This is a genomic window from Demequina activiva, assembly GCF_016862815.1.
Classification (GTDB): domain Bacteria; phylum Actinomycetota; class Actinomycetes; order Actinomycetales; family Demequinaceae; genus Demequina; species Demequina activiva.
Map to the genome: position 1 here is coordinate 53108 of NZ_BONR01000005.1, position 14505 is coordinate 67612.

Annotated in this window: 10 protein-coding genes; 2 read left to right on the plus strand and 8 right to left on the minus strand. The window is 72.6% G+C overall.

Going from position 1 to position 14505, the window contains the following annotated elements; all coding sequences use genetic code 11:
- Positions 1 to 6 precede the first annotated feature (6 nt).
- The 5 genes from Dac01nite_RS10650 to Dac01nite_RS10670 form a co-directional block, all read right to left on the minus strand.
- The gene (locus Dac01nite_RS10650) at positions 7 to 2913 is read right to left on the minus strand and encodes a hypothetical protein (protein ID WP_203656790.1); all 2907 of its coding nucleotides are present in this window, start codon (positions 2911 to 2913) and stop codon (positions 7 to 9) included.
- A complete protein-coding gene (locus Dac01nite_RS10655) occupies positions 2910 to 6251 on the minus strand; it encodes an FtsX-like permease family protein (RefSeq protein WP_203656791.1) in 3342 nt (1113 codons plus the stop codon). Before Dac01nite_RS10655 ends, Dac01nite_RS10650 begins: the two co-directional genes overlap by 4 nt.
- Positions 6252 to 6359: 108 nt before the next feature.
- Positions 6360 to 6731, minus strand: a complete 372-nt coding sequence (locus Dac01nite_RS10660) for a fluoride efflux transporter FluC (RefSeq protein WP_203656792.1) — start codon at positions 6729 to 6731, stop codon at positions 6360 to 6362.
- Positions 6728 to 7141, minus strand: coding sequence for a fluoride efflux transporter FluC (locus Dac01nite_RS10665; RefSeq protein ID WP_203656794.1), 414 nt, complete (start codon positions 7139 to 7141; stop codon positions 6728 to 6730). Before Dac01nite_RS10665 ends, Dac01nite_RS10660 begins: the two co-directional genes overlap by 4 nt.
- Entirely contained in the window at positions 7138 to 7635 is a 498-nt protein-coding gene (locus Dac01nite_RS10670; RefSeq protein WP_203656796.1) for a DUF2505 domain-containing protein, read from the minus strand. Before Dac01nite_RS10670 ends, Dac01nite_RS10665 begins: the two co-directional genes overlap by 4 nt.
- 57 nt (positions 7636 to 7692) lie before the next feature.
- Between Dac01nite_RS10670 and Dac01nite_RS10675 the strand changes: the two genes are divergently transcribed.
- Positions 7693 to 9141 (plus strand): sensor histidine kinase, encoded by a 1449-nt coding sequence (locus tag Dac01nite_RS10675; RefSeq protein WP_203656798.1) that lies wholly within the window; start codon positions 7693 to 7695, stop codon positions 9139 to 9141.
- A 7-nt stretch (positions 9142 to 9148) separates the two neighbouring features.
- Here the strand turns inward: Dac01nite_RS10675 and Dac01nite_RS10680 are convergent, their stop codons facing one another.
- Entirely contained in the window at positions 9149 to 9403 is a 255-nt protein-coding gene (locus tag Dac01nite_RS10680) for a WhiB family transcriptional regulator (protein WP_203656800.1), read from the minus strand.
- A 170-nt stretch (positions 9404 to 9573) separates the two neighbouring features.
- Between Dac01nite_RS10680 and Dac01nite_RS10685 the strand changes: the two genes are divergently transcribed.
- On the plus strand, positions 9574 to 9951 hold the full coding sequence (locus Dac01nite_RS10685; protein WP_203656802.1) for a hypothetical protein: 378 nt from the start codon (positions 9574 to 9576) through the stop codon (positions 9949 to 9951).
- 35 nt (positions 9952 to 9986) lie between these two features.
- Here the strand turns inward: Dac01nite_RS10685 and Dac01nite_RS10690 are convergent, their stop codons facing one another.
- Together Dac01nite_RS10690 and Dac01nite_RS10695 are read right to left on the minus strand one after the other, a co-directional pair.
- Positions 9987 to 12830 (minus strand): FtsK/SpoIIIE domain-containing protein, encoded by a 2844-nt coding sequence (locus tag Dac01nite_RS10690; RefSeq protein WP_203656803.1) that lies wholly within the window; start codon positions 12828 to 12830, stop codon positions 9987 to 9989.
- Between the two features lie 63 nt (positions 12831 to 12893).
- Positions 12894 to 14486, minus strand: coding sequence for an Ig-like domain-containing protein (locus Dac01nite_RS10695; RefSeq protein WP_203656805.1), 1593 nt, complete (start codon positions 14484 to 14486; stop codon positions 12894 to 12896).
- Between the last annotated feature and the right edge of the window lie 19 nt (positions 14487 to 14505).

The window sequence follows — 14505 nt, forward strand, 5'->3', positions numbered from 1 at the left end:
CCTCCCTCATCGGGACTCTCCATAGCGAAGCACGTCGCTGAGCCGTTCGCGACGGTGGGCGAGCACCTCGGCGGTGACCGCGATGAACAGCAGCACGAGCACGCCGGCGGCGACGGCGCCGATGAACACGGGACTCGCCACCAGCGGCGGCGCGGCGAGCCCTCCTGCGAGCACCTCGAGGCCGAGCGCGCCGCCGAGCAGCAGCAGGATCACCAGCCCCGCGCCGGCGCCGCCCACGACCGCTGCGGCGGTGAGCGGACCGAGCTCCGCGAGCGCGAGCCACCAGCCGTAGCCGGCTCCCATGCCCTGGGTGCGCAGCATGGCGAGCGCGCGGCCACGCGTGCGCACGCCGTGCAGGACGGTCACCAGCAGCGCGGCGGCGGCCAGCAGGCCGACGGTCGCGACCGCGATCGTCATGAGTCGTTCGACGCCGCCGATGAGCGCGGAGTCGCGAACGGCGGACAGCCAGCCCTCGCGAGTGGTGACGGCCTGGTCCGCGATCGTGGGATCGGACTCGACGGCCTCCACGGCTCCGTCACCGCCGACGAACGCGAGATTGGTGGTCCAGGGGGTCTCGTACTCGAACTCCTCGAGCGCCTCGAGCGGCGCGACCACGAACGGGCCCTCGGCCCAGCCGTCCGGCGTCACGGTGGCGACGCCCACGACCTGGATGGGCACCCAGGTGCGGCCGATGTAGATCTCCGAACGGTCCTCAGACACCACGATGTCCGCGATCTCCTGGCTCACCAGGACCGGCACCGGGTCGCCTGGAGAGCGCTCGGCGCTGGTGGCATGCAGGTCGCGCAGCTCCTGCGGGTCCTCCAGGCCGGCCTCCGCGACGATGTCGGGGTACGCGGCATCCTGAGCCAGCAGGAAGGCCTCGGCGTACTCCGAGCCGAGCGCGGTGTTCGTGAACTCCCGCGTGTACTCGCGAGAGACCACCGCGCCCGCTCCTTCGAGCTGATCCACGGACGCCTCGTCGAGCTCGGCGTCGATGCGCACCTGTCCGCCCACGCGCTCCCACGATGCCTGCTCCTGGCCCGAGCGCACGGTGCCGACGAGCAGGCCGCCCGAGACCGCGACGGCGATCGCCAGGGTGAGCGCCAGGAGCGGGAGCACGGGGATGCGCTCGCGAGCCTTGGCCAGGGTGATCACGCCAGCGACGCCGCGGGTGCGGCGGGCTCCCCACTGGATCAGCGCCATGGGAATCGGGTAGAGGCGCACCACGACCACGACGATCGCCAGCGCCACGAGCACGGGCGCGGCAGCGAGGAAGGGGTCGATGCCGGTGGTCTGGGTCTGCAGCACACCGCGTGAGCGCAGGGTGACGACCGCGAGGATCCCCAGTACCACGGCGAGGGCCTCGAGCGTGAGCCTTCGCGACGCCCGCGCCCGCCTCTTGCGCGCGCGGTCCTGCCGGTTCGCGGGCTCGCGGCGCCCTGTCCACGACGCGCGCGCGACGGCGGCGCCGAGAGCGGGAGCCGCGAGCATCGCGACCAGCGCGACCACGAAGGCGGGTCCGTTGCTCCACGGCACCGCGCCGACGGCGGCGGTCGCCGCTCCGTATCCGGCCGCGACACCCACCACGGCCACGATCACGGACTCGATGCCCATGCGCAGTGCCACGGACGGCACCGAGGCGCCGCGTGCGCGCTCGAGCGCGATGTCGCCCTCGCGCCGGCTGAGCAGCAGCCGGGCCATGAGAGCGATCACCACCGCCGCGACCGCGATCACGCCCGCCACGACCACCGAGGTCTGAGCGAGTGCGGCGCGCGCTCGAGCGGGATACGCGTCGAGCGCCGGGCCCAGGTCGGAGGAGACCTGCGCGGTGACGGTCGCCTCGTCGCCCAGCACGTCACCCTGCTGGGTGAGCTCCCGCATCTGCGCCGCGACCACGCGCGCGTTGTCGAGCGTGAGCGCCTCCGGGGTCACGGCGAGCTCCATCGTGCCGGAGAAGGGCGTGCCGAGCCGCGTGGACAGCTCGTCGAGCGTGGGCGCCGAGACCAGGACGGTGCCGCGTCGGTACAGCGGGCGGGCAGGGTTGTCGACCACGGCCGGAGCGAATGCGTCAGGGAACCGCTCCCAGACGTCGGCATCGGGATCGGCGGGCACGACGATGCCGGTCACGCGCAGCGCGACCTGGACGCCCGTCGCGTCCTCGAGCATCAGGACGTCGCCCACGCTGATCTCGAGGACGTCGGCCACCTGCGGAGTCAGGGCGATCTCGATGATCTCCGGCTCGGTGAACACCGCCTCGCCGTTGTCGCCCAGCGAAGGCGTCACGCCGATGCCCGCGGTCTCGCTCTCGACTCGTCTTCCCTCGCCGGTCGCCTCCGCCGGCAGTGCGCCGTCCACCAGCTCCACGACGGCCGCGTCGGCGTAGCCGAACGTCACCTGGTCGCCGAGCCGACTGTCGCGGTCGATGGCCCGGTCCTCGTCGAGCGCCGCGTCGACCTCCTCGGCCGAGGCGCCCCAGGACAGGCCGATCTCGGGGGAGGCCACCCAGGTCGACACGCCGTCGACGAGCGCCGCCGTCTCCGCTGGCAGTCGCGCGGGAACCTCCTGTGCGGTGCGCTCCAGCTCTGCGGCCGGCATGCCGCGCACGGTGGTGATGTTGTCGCCGCCGGTGTTGCCGACCGGGACCGTGACGTCGATGTCCGCGCCGGCGCCGGCCGCCGCCACCGCATCCTTGGCGCCGTCGTCGATGGTCATGAGCACCAGCTGCGGGCCTGCGTAGGCGATCAGGGTCGCGATCGCGATCACGACGGCGGAGCCGACCAGCAGCGCGCGGTCGCGCCACATGCGTCGCCGCACCAGCAGACCCAGCCCGCCCAGCACCGCGCCGCCGCGGCCCGAGCGCGCACCGCGTGGACTGTCGACGTCCATGGTCGAGGTGTCGATCACGGTGCTCATTGCTCCCCCGATCGCAGAGTCTGGGCCGGCCGGATGCGGCGGATCATCGCGGCGACGATGATGATCGCGACCATCACCACGACCACCGCCTCGACCGCGAGCAGCCCCACGGTGGTCCAGGGGATCTCGACCACGACGGACGGCAGCGGTGGGCGCCCGTCCGCTCCCACGGACACCAGTGGCGCGACCAGGTAGGCGAGCGCCACTCCCAGCCCCAGGCCGAATGCCAGGCCCAGCACCGTCAGCAGCACGCTCTCGACTGCGACCACCCGCACCAGCTGGCCCTGTCCCAGGCCCACGGCGCGCAGCTGCGCGAACTCCACGAGTCGCGCCCGCACGGTGACCACCGCGTGCACGGCGAAGCCCACGGCCGCGAGGACGATCGCGGCCGCCGTGACCAGCCACAGCGCGGCCTGCGTCGCGACCCTCAGCGGATCCTCCTTGAGGGCCGTCGCCTCGCCCACCTGAGTGGTCACGGAGGCCTGTGCAGGGAGCGTCCCGACGTAGGCGTCGAGGTCGTCGTCAGCGACGTCGATCCACCATGCGTCCGGGACGGCAGTCGCGGCGCCGGCCTGCACGAGGGCGACCTGGAGCGCGTCGAGATCGGTGATGACGGCCTCCTGACGGGGCCGCTCGCTGGGAAGCAGAGGCACCACGTCCGCGACGGTGGCCAGGACGGAGCTGCCCTCGAGGCCGATCCTCACCTGCTCGCCCGGCTCGAGGGACAACCGGGTCGCGAGCGAGCGCGTGAGCACGATCGGCACGCTCTCGGCCACCGGCTGGGCGGTCTGCGCGAGCGCAGCCGGACGGAAGCGCAGAGCGGTGGCGCTCGTCAGCATCTCGACGCGCAGCTGGTCCCCATCCGGCTCGAGGGAGGTCACGCTGACGTTCGACTCGCTCGCGTACCACGGCGCCCCCAGGTCGACCTCGACGGCGGTCGCCGCGAACACCGGGTCCACGCCGTCGACCGGCGTCGCCTGGTCGAAGGTCAGTGCTGAGATCTCGTCGATGGACAGCCGCAGCGTCAGCGCGCCCTCAGCGGAGATGTCACCCGCGCTCACCGACTCGCCTGCGGTCGACAGCCAGACCGACTGCAGGCCGGTGATCGAGAACGGGCGGGCGAGGTGATCGAGGTCCTCGAGCGGCGCGAACGTCGCCTCGACCTGCTGCGGCTCGCCGTCGACCGCGAGAGTGCCCAGATCGAGCGTGGCGACCGCACCGGTGGCGTCCGTGACGACCGCGCGCAGCGACACCAGGATGTCCGTGAGCGCGGTGGTCGACGTCGACGGCGTGACCGTCATCGCGATCCCGTCCGCGGCGTCCGGCAGCTCGATGACGCTGCGGGACTCGGGAACCACGGTCTCGAGGGCGGCCGGAATCGCCGCGGCGCCGTCCTCGCCGGCGCGGCCCTCGGTGTACACCTCGAGCCCGGTCGCGGTCGAGGCCACCAGCTGGGTGGGCCGCCCCGTGAGCTCCTCGTCGCCGAACCCCAGGTCCGTCTGCGTCGAGATCACGCTCGAGCGGTTCAGGGCCGGCTCCGCGCTCGCGGCCAGGTCCTCGCCTGACACCTGGGCAGCCTGCGCCAGAGCCGTGCCAGGGACGTCGGTGACCACGGCATCGGCCGGGTGGTGGTACTGCGCCTGGTCGTCCTGAGACTGGCGCCAGGACGCGAGGTAGGCCATCGAGAAGGCCCCGATCGAGATCGCGAGAGTCAGCAGCAGGATCGCGGAGACGGCACGTGCGGAGCGGCGCCCCACCTCCCACGCGGCCAGCGGCATCACGGCTCGGCGGCCGCGCGCCGCGAGGGCCTCGAGCGCCTTGGACGCGGCCGGGATCAGCCGGACCGCGACGAGCGCGCCGGCCAGCAGCGCCAGCGCCGGACCAGCGGCGAGCAGGGGGTCAAGCCTCGCGACGCCGCCATCAGCGATCACCGGCGACTCGTACGAGCGCAGCTGCCAGTACGCGAGTCCCGCGAGCACGAGGAGCGCGAGGTCGAGGCCGCCGCGCTGGAAGGCCGCGCCGCGCCGGGGTCGCGCCTGTGCGGACTCCGCCTCGATGAAGCTGGCGCCTCGGCGCAGCAGCGGCGCCACCATCACCAGGATCAGCACCACGCCGAGCACTCCCGTGACGGCCCAGGTCAGCGGAGGGATGCCGGGATCCTGGTTCATGCCCGCACGTGCCATCGCGTCGCGCGAGGCCAGCGCGCGGTAGGCGACAGAGGCCAGCAGCGGCGACGCCGCGATCGTGATCGCGGAGACCACGACGGCTTCGATGAGAGCAAGTCCCAGGAGCTGGCGGCCGGAGGATCCCCGGGCCACCATGAGCGACTGCTCCGCGTGCCGCCGCTCGCTCATGAGCCGAGCGGTCTGCGCGAGCGCCGCGACCGACAGCACCAGCAGCAGCAGTCCCGTCACGAGCACGCTCGAGCGGGTCACGGCGAGCGAGCCCACGACAGCACCCAGCGTCGCGTCGAGCTGCGAGGTGACGCGCACGTCGTTGCCGGTGACGCCCACTGCGGAGACCGCCGATCGCTCGAGGGCCTCCGTGCGCTCGACGAGCTCCGAGGCCTGGCCGACGGAGGTCGAGGAGAAGTCAGGCAGATACTCGAACGTGACCGTGGCCACGCGGTACTGATCGGCGGTGGCCGCGTCGGTCAGCAGCGGACCGTAGCCGTCGGTGACGATGCGACCCCCGGAGAACGGCACGGCCGTGGCGGGGTCGTAGCCCGCGCCCTGCAGCCTGTCGAAGCGCCAGAAGTCGGTGCCTGGCTCGAGGGCCACGAAGGCGCCGGCGACCGTGAGCGGTGGGTTGTCGTCGATCCCGAACACGCCGGCCAGGGTCAGCGGATCGCCCACCTCGAGGCCCCATGCCTCGAGCAGCTGGTAGGGCACCAGTGCCTCGCCCGGAGCCGTGGGCTCAGCTCCCTCGGTGATCCTGATCTGCTGGTCGACACCGTCCATCGAGGCGACGTAGGTGAGGGTGATGTCGCCCGAGGCGTCGCCGTCCTCGTCATCTCCTGGCAGGGACAGCAGCGCGGACTCCGCATGCGTCGACGTGGAGTACGGCACGGGGCCGAAGTACTCGTCGATCGACGTCTGGCTCGCCGCGGCGACGCTGTCGAGGGGGGCATCGGGGGCCACGCGCACCACGACCCGAAGGTCCTCCGCGGGCGCATCGGTCAGCGCGGCGCGCGCGGCGAACGTCTCGGTGGCAACCGCGAGCAGGTACAGCGTGGCGAGCAGCGTCGACGCGAGCGTGGCGACCAGCAGCACGACGGACAGGAGAGCCCATTGCACGCGGGACCGGCGCAGGGCCAGTCGGGTTCTCCACGGTCGCACGCGCTCGCACTCCTTCGGGTCATCGCTGCAGGGCCGTTCCATCCTGTCGTGGTGGACCGGCGGCCCTCGACCACGGCCATTTCCGTAATCGAATCGTGATGAACGGCGTCAGGCGGTGGCGGTCGACCACACCGCGAAGCCCGCGAACGCTGCGAGGACCCCTACGGTCAGGGTGCCACCGAGGTACCACCAGAACGCGCTCGTGCGCCGCTCATGGAGGAGCACCACCGCGTCGACAGCCAGCGTCGAGAAGGTGGTGAGCCCGCCCGCGAAGCCCGCACCCACGACGAGCCCCACGGATGTGCTCGCTCCTGAGCCGAGCGCCGCCGCCACCGCGCCCAGCACCGCGCTGCCGATCGCGTTCGACACCACGGTGGTCCACGGGAAGCGGGGCTCGGGATCGAGGTGGGCGATCCCGTAGCGCATGGTCGCGCCGAGCCCGCAGGCGAGCGCCGCGAGGATCCAGGTCAGCGTCGTCACAGCACGTCCTCGTCGATCACGTCCGACGCGGGGATCGACCGCAGCCCGAGCGTCCGAGCGCCCAGGCGCCACCCCAGCGCCGCCGCCACCACGGAGGCCGCGGTGACGCCCACCAGAGCCGCGAGCGCGACGGGGACGGACGCATCGGCCGTCCAGTGCAGTGCCGCGACTGCGGAGAAGGTCGTGAAGCCGCCCAGCACGCCGGTGGTCGCCAATGGCGCCCACCACTGCGGTCCCCGCTCGGCGAGGCGCGCGGCGAGCAGGCCCAGCGCGAACGAGCCCACGACGTTGATGGCTGCGATGTCCCAGGGGATGCCCGAAGTGCTCGGGACGAGCTCCTCGATCGCCAAGCGGGCACCGCCGCCCACGGCGGCGCCCAGGAAGACGGCGACGGGCGCGGGAAGCCTCATGCCTCGCGGGCGAGCCACTCGTCCGCGGCGGCGAGCTCGGCGCGCAGGCCCTTGAGCACGGACTCACCCACAGCCTTCTCGATCATCGCGCCGAACAGCGGCACCTTGACGGTCACCGAGCCGTCGACCAGGAAGCGCGAGCCCGCGCCCTCGGGCACGAGCGACAGCGATCCCGCCGCATGCCCCGGCGCGCCCACGATCTCCACCGCGAAGGTGCCGTGGCGGTCCTCGCCCTGCGGGGGCTCCCACACCTCGGTGTAGCGCACGGTGATCTCGGAGCCCACGAACGAGCGGAACTCTGCGGGGATCGTCGAGGCGGGCATGCCCTGACGGATCGCTACGGTGAAGCCCTCGTCAGCGGTGCCCTCGACGTCGACCTCGGGGTGGCGTGCGCCCGAGGCTGCCCCGCGTGCGCTCGCGAACTCGCGGTTCGCCAGCATCGCGCAGACGGCGTCGGGCGCGGCGTCGAACACGTGCTCGTGAGTGATTCTCATGGCTCTCCTTGGGGCTCGCCACAGAGTATCGCGCTCATTACTGCCTAGGCTGGACCCGTGGCGACACTGAGAGAGACGGCCGAGCGATACGGCCCACTGACCGATGCCGAGGCCGACTGGCTGGCCCTGCTCACTGCCGACTGGCAGATCATCGCCGATCTGTCCTTCGCGGACCTGGTGATGTGGCGGCAGGTGCCGGAGGGGTTCGTCGCGGTCGCGCAGTGCCGACCGTCCACGGGCCCCACCGTGCACCAGGACGATGTCGTGGGCACCATGGCTGCCGCGGGACGCATCGCGCACCTCCAGCGGGCGCTCGACGACCAGGAGATCGTCGCGTCGCGCGAGCCCCGGTGGGACGAGACGTACGCGGTGCGCGAGGACGCTCTGCCGGTGGTCATGGACGGCAAGGCGATCGCTGTCCTCACCCGCGAGGTGTCGCAGGCGGTGTCGCGCTCGTCCAGCCGGCTCGAGCTCAACTACAAGGGCGCGGCCGACGATCTGCTGCGCATGATCACCCGCGGGGAGTTCCCGGTGCAGACCTCCGTGACGGGCCCGCGCCGGGGCGCGCCGCGTGTGGGCGACGGCGTGCTGCGGCTGGACGCGGCCGGGCATGTCACCTATGCGAGCCCCAACGCGCTGTCGTGCTTCCACCGCCTGGGAGTGACCGGGTCGCTGATGAACCGCTCGCTCCCGCGGGTGACCAGCGAGATCGTGCTCGACAAGGGCCACATCGACGAGACCCTCGCGATGGTGGTCATGGGGCGCGCCGCATGGCGCACGGATCTCGAGGCGAACAGTGCGTGCCTGTCTCTGAGGGCGATTCCGGTGACGGACCACGGCGAGCGCACCGGAGCGGTGCTGCTGTGCCGTGACGTGAGCGAGCTGCGGCGTCGCGAGCGCGAGCTCATCACGAAGGATGCGACCATCCGCGAGATCCACCATCGCGTGAAGAACAACCTTCAGACGGTGGCAGCGCTGCTGCGGCTCCAGTCGCGACGCGTGGAGGCACCTGAGGCGAAGGAGGCTCTCGCGGAGGCGATGCGCCGCGTGTCGACCATCGCTCTGGTGCACGAGACGCTGTCGGGCACGCTCGACGAGCTCGTGAACTTCGACGACCTGGCTCAGCGCTCGATGCGGATGGCGGCCGATGTGGCGTCGCCGGGGGTGCAGGTGAAGATCGTGCGCGAGGGGGACTTCGGCCTGATTCCCGCGCAGTACGCGTCCTCGCTGGCGCTCGTGGTGACCGAGCTGGTCACCAATGCCGTCGAGCACGGATTCGAGTCCCGCGAGTTCGGGACGATCACCGTCACCTCGAGCCGTGACGGCGGGCGCCTCGCGGTCGAGATCGCCGATGACGGCGTGGGTCTGGCAGGGGAGCCGTCAGGCCTGGGCTCGCAGATCGTGCGCACGCTCGTCGAGAACGAGCTCTCCGGATCGATCGCCTGGCACCGCACCGAGGTGGGGTCGTCGGTCCGGCTCGAGGCCCGCGTCGACGACGAGCGCTGAGCGGGCGCTACTTCGCGGCGCGGCGAGCGCGCGCGGCGCGGCGCTTGAGCGAGCGGCGCTCGTCCTCCGACAGGCCGCCCCAGACACCGGAGTCCTGATTGTGCTCCATGGCCCACTGGAGGCAGGTGTCGCGGACGGGGCAGGTGTTGCACACTGCCTTCGCCTTCTCGATCTGCACGAGCGCGGGTCCGGTGTTGCCCACCGGGAAGAACAGCTCGGGGTCGTCAACATCCAGGCAGGCAGCGTTGTTACGCCAGTCCATGATTCCTCCAGGGGGTATCGGAGGCGCGGCAGGGCCCACGAGGGTGGTGGTGGGGTCGTGCCGCGGCCATCGCGGGGTCACTGTGTCGATTTTCTCATTGTTAACAACAGATGACAAGGGGTTTCTGCTGTGCGATGGTTCACAGTGCTCAGCCGCTACCGTTGTCGCCTATGGAGTCAACGCGTGAGCACGTCCCGGCGTTGCGCTGGACCGCCACGGCGATCATCGCGGTCGAGGCCCTCGCGCTGGTGGTCGCCGCGGTGATCTACGTGGCGCGGGCGATCGACGGCGCCGCTCCTGCCGACGCCGCTCTGTCGATCGCGGCGCTCGCACTCGCGGCTGGTGCAGCGCTCGCGGTTGCCGCAGCGGCCTACGCGCGTGGCCGCACGTGGCCGCGCGGCCTTGCCGTCACGTGGCAGCTGCTCCAGATCGCGGCCGGCGTGCTGCTGCTGGAGCTGCTCCTCGCCGCCGGCATCGCGGCGATCGCTGCCGGCGTCGTGGGCGCCGCCGCCCTGATCGCCGATGCGCGGACTCGCCCGACCGCGTAGGTCCACCCCGAGGCAGGCGCGCGCCGTCCGCGTGCTCACCGTGCCCGCAGCTGCACCGCCGTGGCGACGGCATCGACGATGAGCGCGCAGCGCCCGTCGCGGGGCACGGGCTCCGCGATGCCCTGCCAGCCGCGTGGCGCCAGCATGCGCAGCGCGCGAGGGCTGGGGTCGAGCAGCAGCACCGCATCCACGGGCGGCACCAGGTGCGGTGCGTCATGGCAGGTCACCGTCGCGTGAGGCAGGGACGCGGCCACCGCGTCGCGTGCCGCCCCGGCGGCGCCCACGACGGCCACCCGGCCGCGCGGCGCCGTGAGTGTCGAGGCACGGTCTCCGCCCACGGCCCAGCCACTCTCGACGTGATCCGGCAGCGAGCGCACCCAGCGCTCGGCGGGGTGGTGGTCGCCGTGGCACAGCTGTCCCTCGACCCAGGCGCCACCGATGCTCAGCCACGCCCTGCCGGGATGCGACGAGGAGAGCGCACGGTCACGAGGAGCTCCCCAGGGTGCGGCCGCGCCGGGATCGTGCCCGGGGATCACGGCGGTGATCGCAGCGGCGGCGGCGAGCCGGATGGGAGCGTGGGTCGCGCATGCGACGGCGGTGGGCGCTCGCAGCGCCAGGCGTGCCAGGAGCGCGTCAGCGGCGGCGCCGTCGTCCGCCTGGCCCAACCGCGCCAGCGCCCGCTCGGCGTCGTCGACCACCAGCAGCGCGTCGGACGCGCGCCCCACGAGGTGCACGGTGCGTGCGGCCTCACGCGGGTCGCTGGGCAGCCAGACCGGCCGCATGCCGACCGCACGCGCCTGCTGAGCGAGAGAGCTCAGCGCACTGGTGCGGCCCGAGCGCGCCGGCCCCACGATCACCGCCGGGCCGTCGGTGGGGCGCCAGACGACCTCGCGCTGGAGGCGCTCGCGGGGCCAATCGGCGAGCGCGAGCCGCACCTGATCGCCTGGTGCGGGCTCCCATCGAGCAGGCAACGGCGGCAGCCAGAGCGCCCGGGCCGGCGCCGCTCGTCTCCAGCGACTGGCCGCGACGTGGGCCAGGGAGCGTCCGGGCGGTGCAGGTGCTCCCACGCGCGAGACCGCCGGGCTCGGATCCGCGATGGGCGCAGCGATCTGCGCCATCTCGACGGCGCCCGCGCGCGAGATCAGCGCCCTGCCGGGGATGCCCGGCGGCAGGTCCGCCGCCTCGGGCGTTCCCACCAGGTCACGCGACTCGGCCGCCCCGGCCACCCGCAGTGCGATGGTGGTCGACACGTTCGCACGCACCTCGGGGGTCACGGCCCCCGCGGGGCGCTGAGTCGCGAGGACCAGGTGCAGGCCCAGCGAGCGCCCCTGAGCCGCGAGCCGTGCGAGGTCAGGCAGGAAGCTCGGGTGCCGGGTCACGATCTCCTGGTACTCGTCGATCACCACGAGGAGCCGCGCAGGCGCATCGCCGCGTCGCTCCCACTCCGCGATCGAGGCGAGGCCGCGCTCGGCGACCGCGCGCTTGCGCGCCGCGAGCTCGGCGCTGAGGGCGTCGATCACCCGTGTCGCCAGCGCACCGTCGAGATCGGTCAGCACGCCGCACACGCGAGGGAGCGTCAGGCATGAGCGCAGGCCCGCGCCTGCCTTGAAGTCCACGAGCGCGATCTCGAGGTCGGCGGGCGGGTGCGCGAGGGCGAGCGCCGCGACAAGCGTCTCCAGGGTCACCGACTTGCCGGAGCCGGTGGTGCCGGCGATCAGCAGGTGGGGGCCGTCGGCGTCGAGGTCGAGCTGCAACGTCGCGGTCGCGGTGCATCCCAGGGTCACGGTCAGCCGTCGCGGCGCGCCTCGCGCCCGCTCCTGCGTCGGCGAGGGCAGGTCCGCCCACCGCAGCGCCGCGGGCAGTGTGGTGTCACCGCGCGCGGCAGCGGCCGCGCGCGCCCGCGCATCGGCCGTCACCGCGGTCATCGCGAGCGGTGGGAGCGCGCTCTCCCCGTCCGGCGTGCGCTCGACGCGTCCGTGCGGCCCCACCGCGACGGTGGTGCGGCACCACGTGGGCGCCGTGGCGCCGCGAGGCACGTGCACCATGCGGTCCCCGGCGCTCGGCTCGCCCAGCCACCGCATCCACGGCTCCGCCCACGCCTCGCCGGCAGGCGCCCGGCCTCGCTCGACGGCCACGGCACGCACGTAGCCGCGGGCCCAGCGATCGTCTCCGACCACCGCCACCGGGCCCTCCGGCGGCCTCCACGGCTCGGCACCGCTCGAGGCGTGTGTGGGGCGGAGGCGGCGCACGAGCGCCGGCACCAGCATCGCGGCGGGCGCGGCGATGCCCAGGAGCGCCAGGTACCACCGGCCGGTCGCCACGGCGATAATCACGCCTGCGGCACCTCCGGCAGCGAGCGTGCCCCACGCAGGCCGTGGGCGCTCCTGCGGCGGCGCGTCCGCCATGCTCGACGGGAGGTCGAGCACCACCACGCTGCGTCCGAGTCGCAGCGGTTGTCCGCGCGCCAGCCGACGAGCGCCGCGGGTGCCGTTGGACGACCCCGCGTCGCGCACGCGGCCGGTAGGACAGACCAGAGCGTGCCACTGGGAGACCGCAGGGTCCGCGAGGCGCAGGTCGCACTCGTCCGAGCGCCCCACCACCACGCCTCGCGGCCCCACCGTGACGGAACCGCCGGCATCGGGACCCGCGATCACTCTCAGCGTGGGACCGGACGCACCTGGCGGCGCGCATCGCTCGGGTTCGGGACGAGCGCTGAGGCGCGCGCCGTGGACGAGAGGAGGCACTCCCGCGGGATGGTCATCGTCGAGCCGTACCCTCCCGCACCACAGCTCGCTGAGCCCCGCGGCCTGGGCGATCCGCGAGGCAGCGGTGCCGGTGCGGACCTCGAGATCGACATCGCCAGGGACTGTCACGCGCATGCCGCCAGCGTGGCGGTGGCCCTGGGGCGGGCGCGACCCCGGCGGCGGATCTGTGGAGAACTCCTAGTCGCCCACGGTGATCGACAGGCGCGCCTCGCCGCTGATCAGACCGTTCGCATCCATGGCCGTGTAGGTCGCGCGGACCGTTCCGGACGCTCCCGGTGCTGGCGTGAACGTGATCTCGCCCCCGGACGCCTCGAAGGTGCCATCCTCCGTGCTGACGGACGACTGCACGCCGGCGGCGGCGGTGTCGAGGTCGAGCCCTGCCTCGTCCCAGCCGGCCTCCGCGTACACCTTGTCGTTGGCCAGGACGTTCACCGTGACCGGTGCATCGGCCGTCGTCGTGGCGTAGTCCGTCTCCGCGAGGGGCGCGAAGCTCTCCCACGCCTCACCGTCGCGCACATGGCGGGTCCAGTTGCCCACGAGGTCGCATGCCGGCCCCGGGCACTTCTGCGTGAAGCCCACGCTGTCGGTGGGAGCGGCGATGCTCGCCTCGGGCTGCATGATCCAGAAGTGCGAGCCGTCGCCGCCGGCGTCGTAGAAGGTCTGCAGCCAGTGATCGAACACTGCCATGCGCTCGAACTGGTCGATCCATCCGTACTCGCCGATGTAGTACGGCTTGCCGGCCTCCTCCGCGATCTGACCGTGCTGCTCGATCCACCACGCTCCCCACTCCTCCCAGTCGTCCGTGGGGGTCGTGGGCTCCCAGTGGTTGGGGTAGACGTGGATGCCGTGCGCGTCGATGTTCGGGTCCTCGAGGAGCGCCACCGGGTCCGCAGACTCGGTGCAGTTGAACAGCGTGTCCTCGCTGTCGGGCTCGGTGCAGAGGAACCCCTCGCCGCCGAACCCGACCATGTGGTCGGGGTCGATCGACTTGACGTGAGCCGCCATCTCCTGCGCCCACGCGACGATCATGTCCGAGCCGCATGCGTCGCTCGAGGGGTAGGGGCCGCTGTCCGAGCAGCGCAGCTCGTTGCCGATCTCCCACAGCATGATGGTGGGATCGTCCTTGTACGCGATGCCGGTGAGGGGGTTGACGCGGTTGAGCAGGTGCGTGACCCAATCCTTGTACCAGCCGCGGATGGTCTCATCCGTGAAGAAGTCGTCGTGGTGGTCCAGGCCTGCCCAGCGCACGTACTGGTCGATGCCTCCGAACGCGGTCCAGTTGTTGACCAGCGGCAGCATGAGCTTCACGTCCCTCTCGCCCGCGGACCAGATCAGGTAGTCGAGCTTGCCGAGCCCGTCGGGTCCGTCGTTGTACGCAGGGGCGCCCGCCTCCGCGTCCCAGTACTGGAAGTACGTGCCCGGGTTGTTGCCCTCGACGTTCAGGTCGCCGTCCTCGGTGCCGATGTCCAGGAACGCCCATGCTCGGGCGACCGGCATCGCGCCCTCCTGGAAGGTCTTGAGGTAGACCTCGACCCCGGGCTCCGATTCCAGCATCAGCGTGTACGCGTTCGAGCTGGCGTAGGAGTAGGGCTCGCCATCGAGCATGAACTGGCCGTCCTCGGCGTGCACGAAGCCCTCCCGTGCCTGGCTCCCGGAGCCGTTCACGATCCCGTAGCCGATCAGTCCCACGAGCATGAGCGCGGCGATCACGAGCAGCGCGACCCCCACGCGGGCCGATGCGGGGGTGCGGGCAGCGGTGGTGTCAGACATCGTCGTCCTCCAGGGAGCG